General features: G+C 60.6%; 12 protein-coding genes. 9 read left to right on the forward strand and 3 right to left on the reverse strand.

What is annotated here, in order from left to right; translation table 11 throughout:
* Positions 1-66 precede the first annotated feature (66 nt).
* Positions 67-894 carry a helix-turn-helix domain-containing protein gene (locus WA302_RS15335; protein ID WP_043137377.1) on the forward strand — a complete coding sequence of 276 codons (828 nt, stop codon included), beginning with the start codon at positions 67-69 and terminating at the stop codon, positions 892-894.
* A 69-nt stretch (positions 895-963) separates the two neighbouring features.
* Positions 964-1,860: a LysR family transcriptional regulator gene (locus WA302_RS15340; RefSeq protein ID WP_060447178.1), complete on the forward strand. Its 897-nt coding sequence runs from the start codon at positions 964-966 to the stop codon at positions 1,858-1,860.
* Positions 1,861-1,976: 116 nt separating this feature from the next.
* Here WA302_RS15340 and WA302_RS15345 read toward each other — a convergent pair whose 3' ends face one another.
* On the reverse strand, positions 1,977-2,447 hold the full coding sequence (locus tag WA302_RS15345; RefSeq protein WP_025302823.1) for a DUF2846 domain-containing protein: 471 nt from the start codon (positions 2,445-2,447) through the stop codon (positions 1,977-1,979).
* 413 nt (positions 2,448-2,860) lie between these two features.
* Between WA302_RS15345 and WA302_RS15350 the strand changes: the two genes are divergently transcribed.
* The 7 genes from WA302_RS15350 to pqqF all read left to right on the forward strand — a co-directional run bounded on the left by WA302_RS15350 (position 2,861) and on the right by pqqF (position 9,571).
* Positions 2,861-3,910, forward strand: coding sequence for a dipeptidase (locus tag WA302_RS15350; RefSeq protein ID WP_164099702.1), 1,050 nt, complete (start codon positions 2,861-2,863; stop codon positions 3,908-3,910).
* 117 nt (positions 3,911-4,027) lie between these two features.
* Positions 4,028-4,105, forward strand: coding sequence for a pyrroloquinoline quinone precursor peptide PqqA (gene pqqA / locus WA302_RS15355; RefSeq protein ID WP_004937827.1), 78 nt, complete (start codon positions 4,028-4,030; stop codon positions 4,103-4,105).
* A 58-nt stretch (positions 4,106-4,163) separates the two neighbouring features.
* Positions 4,164-5,075 (forward strand): pyrroloquinoline quinone biosynthesis protein PqqB, encoded by a 912-nt coding sequence (gene pqqB, locus WA302_RS15360; protein ID WP_197758730.1) that lies wholly within the window; start codon positions 4,164-4,166, stop codon positions 5,073-5,075.
* Positions 5,076-5,084: 9 nt separating this feature from the next.
* On the forward strand, positions 5,085-5,840 hold the full coding sequence (gene pqqC / locus WA302_RS15365) for a pyrroloquinoline-quinone synthase PqqC (RefSeq protein WP_261456367.1): 756 nt from the start codon (positions 5,085-5,087) through the stop codon (positions 5,838-5,840).
* Positions 5,840-6,118 (forward strand): pyrroloquinoline quinone biosynthesis peptide chaperone PqqD, encoded by a 279-nt coding sequence (gene pqqD / locus WA302_RS15370; protein ID WP_016927749.1) that lies wholly within the window; start codon positions 5,840-5,842, stop codon positions 6,116-6,118. The genes pqqC and pqqD overlap by 1 nt, the downstream gene beginning before the upstream one ends.
* Positions 6,111-7,247 (forward strand): pyrroloquinoline quinone biosynthesis protein PqqE, encoded by a 1,137-nt coding sequence (pqqE, locus tag WA302_RS15375; RefSeq protein ID WP_025302818.1) that lies wholly within the window; start codon positions 6,111-6,113, stop codon positions 7,245-7,247. The genes pqqD and pqqE overlap by 8 nt, the downstream gene beginning before the upstream one ends.
* Positions 7,248-7,249: 2 nt before the next feature.
* Positions 7,250-9,571, forward strand: a complete 2,322-nt coding sequence (gene pqqF / locus WA302_RS15380; protein ID WP_261456366.1) for a pyrroloquinoline quinone biosynthesis protein PqqF — start codon at positions 7,250-7,252, stop codon at positions 9,569-9,571.
* Here the strand turns inward: pqqF and WA302_RS15385 are convergent.
* Both WA302_RS15385 and WA302_RS15390 read right to left on the reverse strand, forming a co-directional pair.
* Positions 9,568-10,953: a purine-cytosine permease family protein gene (locus tag WA302_RS15385; RefSeq protein ID WP_261456365.1), complete on the reverse strand. Its 1,386-nt coding sequence runs from the start codon at positions 10,951-10,953 to the stop codon at positions 9,568-9,570. The genes pqqF and WA302_RS15385 overlap by 4 nt on opposite strands.
* A 161-nt stretch (positions 10,954-11,114) precedes the next feature.
* A complete protein-coding gene (locus WA302_RS15390) occupies positions 11,115-12,581 on the reverse strand; it encodes an aldehyde dehydrogenase (RefSeq protein WP_238969338.1) in 1,467 nt (488 codons plus the stop codon).
* Positions 12,582-12,588 lie beyond the last annotated feature (7 nt).

Below are 12,588 nucleotides of genomic sequence, written 5' to 3' on the forward strand. Positions count from 1 at the left end.
GCTTTCCCCATAGAATAGAAATGCCGATTATCAGACAACTTATTGTTATAATAGGAAGGCGCAGCCATGAACGGACAGGAAGGCGTCATGAAACCGTCAGAATTGACCGGGGAAATCCCAATATCGATTTGGTTCAGAAATAAATCCTGGCCGGCAGGAACGCAATTCCCTTTACAGGCGTTGCCATGGGGCAAACTGATGTATTCCATGAAAGGGTTGGCGGAAATAAATATTGAGAACAATATTTATTTATCCACACCAGAATATGCCATTTGGCTCCCCGTTAATACCGAACATGAATCCGTAGCAAAGAGTGCAATTGACTATGTCATTCTTCATGTCAGCCCCTCGCTATGCCAATCCTTACCGAGCAGACCGCAAACCCTGCGGCTGAATAAGATCGTCAAAGCGGTGCTGGCCGATTTTTCAGAAAGGCTTATTGGCTATCCGCACACGCCTCAGGACCAGACGCTGGTTACCGCGTTGCTTGAGCAGCTGGCGCTGTCGGAGCGTTTTGACAGCTACCTGCCGCTCGGCAGCGATGACGTTGTCAAGATCATGACCGAAAAGATGAGCGCCGCGCCGCACGATCTCAACACCCTGACACAATGGTCGGGCATGCTGGGCTTGAGTGAGCGTACGCTGTCGCGGCGATTTCTCGCCGCTACCGGCATCTCTTTCAATGAATGGAAGCTGAGAAGCAAAACCCTCATGGCGATGACGCTGTTACAGGAAGGGAAAGCCGTCAAATATGTCGCCTCTACCCTGGGATATAACGATCCGTCCGCGTTTATCGCCATGTTCAGACGGCAAACGGGCCAGTCCCCCTCCGGTTTTTTAGCGGTAAGTCATGGCACAGCGAAAACAGGCTCAGGCATAATGCATGGCGACTGATGCAGCATTCGCACGCACAAACTGCATCGAACGCCTTTCCCCCTATTCAGCATGACAGGATGCGCACGCATGACCGACCCTGATTTCAACCTGCTGATCGCACTCGACGCGCTGCTGACGGCGGGCAGCGTTGCCGGCGCGGCGCGGCGTCTCGGTTTAAGCGCCTCGGCGATGAGCCGCACCCTCAGCCGGCTGCGCACGGCCACCGGTGATCCTCTGTTGGTGCGCGCCGGCCGTCATATGGTGCTGACGCCCTATGCCGAAACGCTGCGCGAACGGGCGCGAAACGCGGCATTCGAAGCCCGCGCAGTGTTGCGTCCGGCGCAGGGAGCATTGGATCCCGCCGCGCTGGATCGTACCTTCACGCTGCGCGCCAATGACGGCTTCGTCGAGGCCTTCGGCCCGGCGCTGATCGCCGCCGCCGCCGAACAGGCGCCGCGGGTGCGGTTGCGCTTTGCGCCCAAGCCGGAGAAAAGCGACCGCCCCCTGCGTGAAGGTCTGGTCGATCTGGAGATCGGCGTGTTGGGTGACATGGGCCCGGAAATCCGCCTGCAGGCGCTGTTCCGCGATCGCTTCGTTGGCGTTATGAGAACCGCACATCCGCTGGCGCAACAGCCAGAGATTGGCGTCGCCGACTACGCCGCCTGCGGCCACGTGGTGGCCTCGCGCAGCGGGCGCATTCTCGGGCCGGTAGATGCCGCGCTGGCGGAGCTGGGGCTGGCACGCCATATCGCCGCCGTGGTGCCAAGCTTTCCCGCCGCGCTGGCGGTGGCGCAAGCCTCAAACCTGTTGGCGTTGCTGCCCACCTCTTTCCTGCAGGCTCAACCTGCCGATGGCCCGCTGCGCGTCTTCGAGCTGCCGGTGAAAACGCCGCCCATTACCGTCTCGCAAATGTGGCACCCGCGCCTGGACGCCGAGGCGGATCACCGCTGGCTGCGGCAGTTGGTGTTGTCGGTTTGTCATTAAAGAAAAACGGAGTGACATCGTCACTCCATTCATAGCCGTAGGGTAAACAGCGAAGGTTTAAACAGATAATGGGAATTTCAGGAGGAATATCCCTGAAATCCCACGGGCAAGGAGCATTAGCTATCGCAACGGCCGCCCTTGGCAAGCTTTACCGCAGCTTTAGAAATAACACGTTTGCCTTCATCCTCTGTCGATTGACTCAGACCGGCACCGCCGACGAATACACCCATCTTAATATATTGTCTTACGAAGTAATTTTTCCCCGCTTCGGTATAAATGGAAAGATCGTTAGGAGAAAATTCAGATTCGGTAGAGATTTTATGCTGTTGTCCGCCGTCAACCTGGGTATAGAAAAACGTTTTATCCGCGGTCTCACCCACGCATTTGCCGTCAAGATAAACATCTTTCTTCAGCGCCTTGCCGACAAAACTGTCACGATAAATATAGAGGCCCGCTTTGTTTTCATCCAACGCAGGGAAGCTTTTGGCATGCGCTGATTCTTGATCTGTTGCGAGAGGGATGCTTGCACACCCGCTTAATAATAATGCGCTCGCCAGTGAGGCGGAGAGGAGTAGTCTTTTGGTCATGATCAATCCTTCGGTATAAAAATGTAGCAAGGAACAACGCTTAATTCACTGTGAACATTTAATTATCACATTAAATATAACCAACAGTTATTATATTGATAGTGGTGAAATTCATTTTCAAACAGTGAGTTAGGGGGGCGGCGTGCCCAACACACAAGCGATGACGATATTGCCACAAATAAAATTTGATTCAAGAAATCAATGTCTAAAATATTACAGAACCATCAATTTTATTGGCATAATCAACGCTGATCCACACGTTTAAATTACCTTGACCGCTGGCTGAAAATAATTTCGGTCAGGTTAATCTCCGTATGTTCACTGCATTCGAATCTCCCCATCGAGCGAGGGTTGTTCCCCCTCGCTCGATGGGAGAACATAGCGTTCACGATGCCTGACTCAGTGAAACGCCCATGACGCTTCCCCCTCTCTGGCCGGTCTTCGACGGCCATAACGACCTGCTGCTCAATCTGTGGCTGCAGCATGACGACGATCCGGTCGCCGCCTTTTATTCCCGCGTCACGCCGGGCCACCTCGATTTCTCCCGCATGCGGCGCGGCGGATTTTTCGGCGGGCTGTTCGCGGTATTTATTCCTCCGGTCAGCTATATCGCCCAGATGCGTAATCAAACGCAGGACGAGGCGCAGGCCACCTTCGATCCGCTGGCGATCGCCGAACGGCAGATCGCCATCCTGCAGCAGCTGGAGCAGGCTTCTCAGGGACAGCTGCGCATCTGTCGCACCGCCACCGAAATAGAACAGTGCCGCCTCAACCGGCAAATCGCCGCGGTGCTGCATATCGAAGGCGCCGGCATGATCGATGCAGAACTGACGCAGTTGGAGGCCTTCTACCGGCTGGGCGTGCGCAGCATCGGGCCATTCTGGAATCTGCCAAACGCCTTCGGTACCGGCGTCAGCGGGCCGTTCCCCGGCTCACCCGATACCGGCCCCGGCCTGACGCCGGCCGGCGAGGCGCTGATCCGTGCCTGCAATCAGCGCCGCATCATGATAGACGTCTCGCACATGAACGAGAAAGCCTTCTGGCAAACCGCCGCGTTGAGCACCGCACCGCTGGTCGCTACCCACTCCAATGCCCATGCCCTCTGCCCGCAGCCACGCAACCTGACCGACGCGCAGCTGGACGCCATCGCCCAGAGCGGCGGGATGGTCGGCGTCAATTTCGGCACCGCCTTCCTTCGGGCGGACGGTAAACGTGACAGTGCAACGACCGGCTTAACAGAAATTGTTAAACACGTTGAGTATTTGATCGCTAAACTTGGTGAAGATCGCGTGGGGTTTGGCTCTGATTTTGACGGGGTCAACGTACCGCAACCGTTGGAGGACGCCGCAGGCCTGCCGCGCCTGACGCAAGCGCTGGCGCAGGCCGGGTTCGATAACCGGCTGCTGGAGAAGCTGACCTGGCGCAACTGGCTGAACGTGCTCGCCGCCACCTGGGGTGAATAACCCGGTTACGCTTTAAAGGTTGCGATCTCCGTCACATTTCGTCAACATTGGGCCGGCCGAATGCGAACGTTTCTCATTGGGTTCGACATATTACGATGCATGCTAAGGAGCACCGCTATGACTACCTGGACTAAACCTGAGTTTGTTGACCTGCGTCTGGGGCTGGAAGTAACGCTGTACATTTCCAACCGTTAATCGCCCGTCTGCCCGCCCTTCGCGCGGGCATTTCTTTCCCTCTCTTTCTGGTTTAGACATGCAGATAAAAGTTCTCGGCTCGGCGGCGGGCGGCGGCTTTCCCCAGTGGAATTGCAACTGCGACAACTGTCGGGGCGTTCGCGACCACAGCATCAGCGCCACGCGCCGCACGCAGTCTTCCATCGCTATCAGCGACGACGGTAAAAACTGGGTGCTGTGCAACGTTTCCCCGGACATTTGCCATCAACTGTTGGCCTCGCCCGAATTGAATAACCCCGACGTGCTGCGTGGCACCGGCATCGGCGCGATCGTGCTGACCGACAGCCAGATCGATCACAGCTCGGGCTTGCTCAATTTGCGTGAGGGCTGTCCGCACCAGGTCTGGTGCACGCCTGAAGTACATGACGATCTCAGCACTGGCTTCCCGGTGTTTCCCATGCTCTCCCACTGGAACGGCGGGCTGATTCACCACCCGGTGACGCCCGGCGAGCCGTTCCACACGGCGGTCTGCCCGACCGTGCGCTTTACCGCCATTCCGCTGCTCAGCAACGCGCCGCCCTATTCGCCGTACCGCGATCGTCCGTTGCCGGGCCACAACGTGGCGCTGTTTATCGAAGATACCGCACGCGGGGTCGGGCTGCTGTACGCACCGGGCCTGGGTGAGCCGGACGAGGCGCTGATGCCGTGGCTGCACCGCGCGGACTGCCTGCTGATCGACGGCACGCTGTGGCGCGACAACGAGCTGGCCAACGCCGGCGTGGGCCGCAATACCGGCAAGGACATGGGGCATCTGGCGCTGGCGGAAGAACACGGGCTGGCGGCCCTGCTCGCCACCTTGCCCGCCAGGCGCAAAATCCTGATCCACATTAACAATACCAACCCTATCCTCAATGAAAACTCGGCAGAGCGGCAAAGCCTGACCGCCGCCGGCATTGAAGTGAGCTGGGACGGCATGAATATCGAACTGTAGGGAACCGCCATGACGCAACCACTCCCCCTTGACCCACAGGCGTTTGAAGCGGCGCTGCGCGCCAAAGGCGCTTATTACCATATCCACCACCCGTACCACATCGCGATGCACAACGGCGAAGCGACCCGCGAGCAGATCCAGGGCTGGGTGGCCAACCGGTTCTACTACCAGACCAGCATTCCGATTAAGGATGCAGCGATCATGGCCAACTGCCCACAACCGGAAACACGCCGCAAATGGGTACAGCGCATCCTGGATCACGACGGCTACGGCGGCAGCGAAGGTGGCATCGAGGCCTGGCTGCGCCTGGGCGAAGCCGTTGGGCTGCAGCGCGACACTTTGCTCTCTGACGAGCGGGTACTGCCGGGCGTGCGCTTCGCGGTGGACGCCTACGTCAACTTCGCGCGCCGCGCCTGCTGGCAGGAAGCGGCCTGCAGCTCACTGACCGAACTGTTCGCGCCGCAAATTCACCAATCGCGCCTCGACAGCTGGCCGCAGCACTACCCGTGGATCGACGCCGCCGGCTACGACTATTTCCGCAGCCGCCTCGGCCAGGCCAACCGCGATGTGGAACACGGCCTGGCGCTGGCTCTGGACTATTGCGACACCGTTGAAAAGCAGCAGCGCATGCTGGAGATCCTGCAGTTCAAGCTGGACATTCTGTGGAGCATGCTGGACGCCATGAGCATGGCCTACACCCTGAACCGCCCGCCTTACCACAGCGTGACCGCCGCGCGGGTATGGCACAACCAGAGGCTGGTGTAATGACGCTGAACCCTGAACACACCCCCGTCTTCCGCCGCGGTTACCGCCTGCAATGGGAGCAGGTGCAAAACAGCCATGTGATCCTCTACCCGGAAGGCATGGCCAAGCTGAACGACAGCGCCGCCGCCATTTTGCAACTGGTCGACGGCCACACTACGCTGAACGGCATCATCGCCCAGTTGAACGCCCGCTTCCCCGGCGCCGAAGGGTTAGCGGACGACGTGCTGGAATTTTTCCAGCGCGCCTACGAACAAAAATGGGTGACCTTCCGTGACTGAACCACGTGCGCCGGCGGTGAATCCGCCGCTCTGGCTGCTGGCGGAGCTGACCTACCGCTGCCCGCTGCAGTGCCCCTATTGCTCTAACCCGCTCGATTTTGCCGCGCAGGAAAAAGAGCTGACCACCGCGCAGTGGATCGAGGTGTTTCGCCAAGCGCGGGCGATGGGCAGCGTGCAGCTCGGCTTCTCCGGCGGTGAGCCGCTGGTGCGTAAAGACCTGCCCGAGCTGATCGCCGCCGCCCGCGATCTCGGGTTTTACACCAACCTGATCACCTCCGGCATCGGCCTGACCGAGAAAAAGCTGCAGACCTTCGCCGACGCCGGGCTGGATCACATTCAGATCAGTTTTCAGGCCAGCGATGAAACGTTGAACGCCGCGCTGGCGGGCTCCGCCAAAGCATTTCAGCAGAAGTTGGCCATGGCCAAGGCGGTCAAGGCGCTCGGCTATCCGATGGTGCTCAACTTCGTGCTGCATCGCCATAATATCGGCCAGATCGACCGCATTATCGAACTGGCGATCCAGCTGGACGCCGACGACGTCGAGCTGGCGACCTGCCAGTTCTACGGCTGGGCGCACCTGAACCGTGAAGGTCTGCTGCCGACCCGCGAACAGATCGCCGATGCGGAAACCGTGGTGAAACGCTACCGCGAATGCATGGCCGCCGACGGCAAGCTGGCCAACCTGCTGTTCGTCACGCCGGACTACTACGAGGAGCGCCCCAAAGGCTGCATGGGTGGCTGGGGCGCCATCTTCATGAGCGTGACGCCGGAAGGCATGGCGTTACCCTGTCACAGCGCCCGTCAGTTACCGATCGCCTTCCCGTCGGTGCTGGAGCACGATCTGCAGCATATCTGGTACCACTCGTTCGGTTTTAACCGCTATCGCGGCTATGACTGGATGCCGGAGCCCTGCCGTTCCTGCTCGGAGAAAGAGCAAGACTACGGCGGCTGCCGCTGTCAGGCGTTCATGCTAACCGGCAACGCCGACAACGCCGACCCGGTGTGCGGCAAATCGCCGCACCACGGCACCATTCTGGCGGCGCGGGAAGCGGCGAACCGTTCGCAGATCGGTATCGATCAGCTGCGTTTTCGCAATCAGACCAACTCCCGACTGATCTTCAAGGGTTGACGATGGCACTCGCCGGCGCCTCTTGGCAGCTCGAGAACGGTTTGGCCGTCAAGGCGATAAGCGACCCTGCTGCCGACTGCGCCGCCGCGCTGGTGCGCATTGAGGCGGGCAGTTTTCAGGCGCCCGTCGCCTGGCCGGGCCTGGCGCACCTGCTGGAGCATATGTTGTTTCGCGGCAGCGCGAACTTCAGCGCGCAAGAGGGCCTGATGAGCTGGGTACCGTCGGTCACTGGCCGACTGAACGCCACCACCCAGGCTACGCAAACCGCGTTTTTCTTCGAGGTGGGCACCGAACATTTGGCGCAGGGGTTGGCGCGGCTAAGCGATATGCTCTCCGCCCCACAGCTGGCGACCGAGGCGATTGAGCAGGAGATCGAGGTCATCGACGCCGAATACCGCCTGCTGCGCGCCGAGGTAGAAACCCGCTGCGAAGCGGCGCAGCGGCAGATGTTCGGCGGCCTTGGTGCAATGCATCGCTTTCATATCGGCAGCCGCGCCGCCTTCGGCAGCGACATTTCCGCGTTGCAGCTGGCGCTGCGGCAGTTTCACCAGCGCTATTTTCGCGCGCCAAACATGACGCTGTGGCTGCAAGGCCCGCAATCGCTGGCGCAGCTGCATGCGCTGGCACAGCGCTACGGCAGCCGCTTGCCATCGGGCAGCGCCATACCGCACGAAGCCTCACCGCCGCTAACCGCCGCGAAAGATTACACCCTGTCTCTTCCCGGCACGCCGCAGCTGAGGCTGGTATTTGCCCTGTCGCGTTCCCATTCACGCGGTTGGCTGCGGCGGCTGGAGCGCCTGCTGTTGGACGAAGCCCCCGGCGGGCTGCTGGCGCGGCTGCGCGCTCAGGCGTGGTGTGACGCCGTTCGGCTGGACTATTCGCGCTGCAGTGAGAACAACGCCCTGCTGAGTTTTATCTTTACCGTCAATCGCGGTTCAGCCGCTGAAGCTGCCCACATCGAAAGCGCCCTGCTGGCGTGGCTACAGGCGCTGCAGGTGCTGACACCGGCTCAGCTTGCGCATTACGAGCGGCTGGCAAATCGCGATTTCCACCGTTTGGCGCCGCTCGATCAGCTGCAGGCCAGAGCGCTTGGGCTACCGCCGGTGGAGTCGAACGACGATTGGCCGCGGCATATTGCGGCGCTGATTAGCGCGCCGCGCCGTCGCCTGGCCGTGCGGCCTGATGGCCACGGCGAAACCCGTGAAATTCAAGGGCTGCCGCTGGCGCTTGGCCCCTTCGCCGGCGCCGCGCTGACGTCTGCCGCGGAACCTTTCCGCTTTTTCGCCACCTCGGCGGCGCTGCTTAGTCCGACCTTGCCTTCCGGCCTGGCGCCGCTGCGGCATCTGCTCCCCGGCGAAGCGCAGCCTGTGCTGCTGCTGCGGCCGGCGCCGTCGAGCCGCTTCAGCGATGGACAGGCCTACGGCTTACAGGCGGCGCTGCGCACCGGGGCGGCAGAACTGGCGCATCGGGAGGGACATTTGAGCTTCGAGCGCCATCAGGGCGTGTGGCTGCTGCAACTGGCGGGCAGCCACGCGCTGATCTGCCACGGGCTGAGTGAGGTGAACCGAGCGCTGGCGGTGTTGCCGCCGACCGTTCTCAGCGAAGCGGCGAGAAACCTGCGCCATACGCAGCTGAAAGAACAAAGCGATATCGCCATTCGCCGCCTGTTAGCTCAATTGCCGGCGGCGCTCAGTGCGCCAACCGAAGCAGCACAATGGCATGCCACCTTGATCGGCGGCGATGGCGAGTTAAAACGGCAGCTGTCGCACCTGCTGTACGACTTCCCCTATTTCGTGGCCGCGGAGCCGCCGCTGCCGACACATCAACATCATTGCCCCATCACGCTGACGGAAAGCGGCGCCGAAAGTGCCTTACTGCAGTTTTACCCGCTGCAAAACGATGAAGCCGAAGGCCGTTGGGCGCTGCGCGTGCTGGCCCAGCTTTACGCGCCGCGCTATTTTCAGCGGCTGCGCGTGGAACGCAACGTGGGTTACGTGGTGCAATGCGCCTTCCACCGCTGCGCCGATGCCGAAGGCCTGCTGTTCGCGCTGCAATCCCCGACGTTCACCGTTGAACAGCTGAGGCAGTTAACCGACGAATTCTTATTGCAGATGCGTCATGAGTTGCCGCACGTTAGCGCGGGTGAACTGGCGCAAATACAACAGGCGACGCAACAAAACTTGCAGCGCCTCAGCATCGAATCGTTGCAGCGCGCCCGAGAAATTGCCTTGGAAGATCGCGTGGCCATGGCTGACGCGGCGCCAGTCACGCTGACCCAACTGTTGCACTGGCAGCAGCGGCTTTTCCAGGGCGATGACATTTAAAGCTGCACTGCCCAGTTAGCCCGTCGTGAACAACACAATGGGTATGCGATACCGGTCAGCACCATGCTGATCACCCAGGAAATGTCTGCGCCCGGGATCAGATTGGCGTAAGGGCCGGAGAAGAACGCGTTCTCAACAAAAGGCACCTGCACCGCAATACCGCCGAAATAAACGCCGAGCGCGCGGGTGTTAAGCAGGCCATAGCGCCCGCCGTCGGCGCTGAAAATGGCCGAAATGTCATAGCGTTGGCGGTTAAGCAGGTAAAAATCGATCAGGTTGATCATGCACCACGGGATCAGCACCGAGATCAAGGCAAAGATCAGGTTCAGGAACAGATGTACAAAGTTGGCCGAGGCGACCAACGCCACCCATACCGATCCCAGCAGAATCAATGTCGAGAACAGCGTGCGTATACGCGCATTCGGCATCCACTGCGGCAAGAAGGTTTGTACGGCGGTAATCAACGAGAGCACCGCACCGTACAAATTCATCGAGTTATGGCAGATGATGTTGATCAGAAACAGCACCATCAGCACCGGCCCCACCCCTCCCGTCGCCTGACGCACCGCCTCCATGACATCATCGCTGCCGGCGACCAGATTGACCGCCACCATGCCGAACACAAAGGCCAAAATGGTGCCGCTGCAGGCGCCGAAGTAGGTATACAGGAACGGTTTGGCAATGCCGACTTCCGCCGGCAGGTAGCGCGAATAGTCTGACGTGTAGGGCGAGAAGCTGATTTGCCAGACGGCGCCGATGCAGAACGTGGCGAACCAACCGGCAATGCTGAACGATCCCCGCAGCCAAAAATCCGCCGGCAGCGGTTGAGAAAACATCAATACCAGCCCGAGGATCAACGCGCTGCCCATCACCCAGGCGCCGATTTTGTTGATCTTATGGATGAAACGGTAGCCCACCACCCCGATCAGCGTCGCCAGCACCGCGCCAATCACCGTCGCCGCGCCCATGTTCAATGACGGGATGACGTTATGGATGACCTTGCCCGAGAGCGTGATGTTAGAAATGAAGAATCCCAGATAGATCACCGTGGCGAACACGATCACCAACAGCGACCCATAGCGGCCGAACTGCGCCCGACTCTGCACCATTTGCGGTATCCCGACCTGCGGCCCCTGGGCCGAGGTCAGCGCCAGAAAAATGCCGCCGAACAGGTGGCCGGCGATAATCGCGCTCAGCGCCGAGAGAATATCGAGATGAAACGTCTGCGTGGAGATGGCCCCGGTCACGACCGCCAGCGGCGCAATGTTGGTGCAAAACCACAGGGTGAACAGGCTGCGGGCATGGCCATGACGCTCCCCGGCGGGAACAAAATCGATCGACTTGTCTTCAATAAACGCGGTCTGCTCTGGCTGAGAATTCATATATCCCCCGGTTAACCTGGATTATTATTTTTTACAGCGTGTAGGGTGCCAATACGTCGAAAAAAGCGTGCGTTTGCCCCGGCGACATTGCGGTCGCCGGTTTCAACGCGATGAAAACTGGGTTGCCGGCGCGATCCGAGATCGCGCCTGATTGCGCTGGCTCAGCGCATGACGAAGGGATCGTCTATCGGATCGTCACTGGTGCGCAGCCATACCGTCTTGCTGGTGGTGTATTCCAGCGCGGCGTCAATCCCGCCCTCGCGGCCAAACCCCGACTTGCCGTAACCGCCGAACGGCGCCAGCGGCGATACCGCTCGATAGGTATTGAGCCACACCACGCCCACCCGCAGGCGACGGGTCACCCGGTGCGCGCGCGTCAGATTCTGCGTGAAAATACCGGCCGCCAGGCCATAGGCAGAATCATTGGCGAGCTGAATGGCTTCCGCTTCGTCCCTGAAGGTCAACACCGACAGCACCGGGCCGAACAGCTCTTGCTTCACGCACTCGGCGTCGGGTTGCGCGCTGCAATCGACGATCGTCGGCGGGTAGTAAAAGCCTGGCGAAGCGATCGCCGCATGGCCAATCACCAGTTTCGCCCCCTGCTCCAACGAACGGTTGACGATGGCGGCGATCCGCGCTTGCTGCTGCCGGGTGCAAAGCGGCCCGAACTGAGTGTCTGGGCGATCCGGCGGCCCGATGCGAATGCTGCGTATCTTCTCCGTCAGCCGGGCCAAAAACGCGTCTTTGATGCTTTCCGCCACCAGCAGCCGCGAACCGGCCACGCAACTCTGGCCCGACGCAGCGAAAATGGCCGCCACCTGCGCATTCGCCGCGCTGGTCAGATCCGCGTCGTCGAAGACGATAAACGGCGATTTCCCGCCCAGCTCCAGCGAGGTGCTGGCGAGATTTTCCGCACTGCCGCGAACGATGTGCTTCGCGGTTTCCGCGCCGCCGGTAAAAGCGATGTGGTCTACCTGCGGATGCGCCGTCAGCACCGCGCCGCAGTCGGCGGCAAATCCGGTGATCACATTGCACACGCCGCGTGGAAAGCCGGCCTCATCTATCAGTTTGGCGAACGCCAGCAGCGGCACAGGCGCAGTTTCCGCCGCCTTGACCACCAGCGTGCAGCCGGCGGCGATCGCCGGGCCGATTTTCACCGCCGCGAGAAACAGCTGGCTGTTCCAGGGCACGATCGCCGCCACCACCCCAATAGGTTCGCGTCGAACCCAGGTTTCCATGTCGGGTTTGTCGATCGCCAGCACGCTGCCTTCCATCTTGTCGGCCAGGCCGGCGTAGTACCGGTAGTACTCCGCCACATAGGCGATCTGCGCCCGGGTTTCCCGGATGATCTTGCCGGTATCCAGCGTCTCCAGCCGCGCCAGCTCGGGGGCGTGCTGCTCAAGCAAGTCGGCCAGCCGCAATAACAGCTTGCCGCGCGCGCCGGCGGTCATGTCGCGCCATTCGGCCCCCTGAAATGCCCGGTGCGCCGCCGCAACGGCGCGATCCACATCCTGGGTGCGCGCTTCCGCCACCTGCGCCCAGGGTTCACCGGTCGCCGGATTGAGCGAGGCGAAGGTCGCCGATCCGCCATCAAATCGGCCATCAATGTAAAGTTCGAACGACTCCATTAGCGCC

The organism is Serratia sp. 201 (assembly GCF_037027545.1).
Taxonomy (GTDB): domain Bacteria; phylum Pseudomonadota; class Gammaproteobacteria; order Enterobacterales; family Enterobacteriaceae; genus Serratia; species Serratia bockelmannii.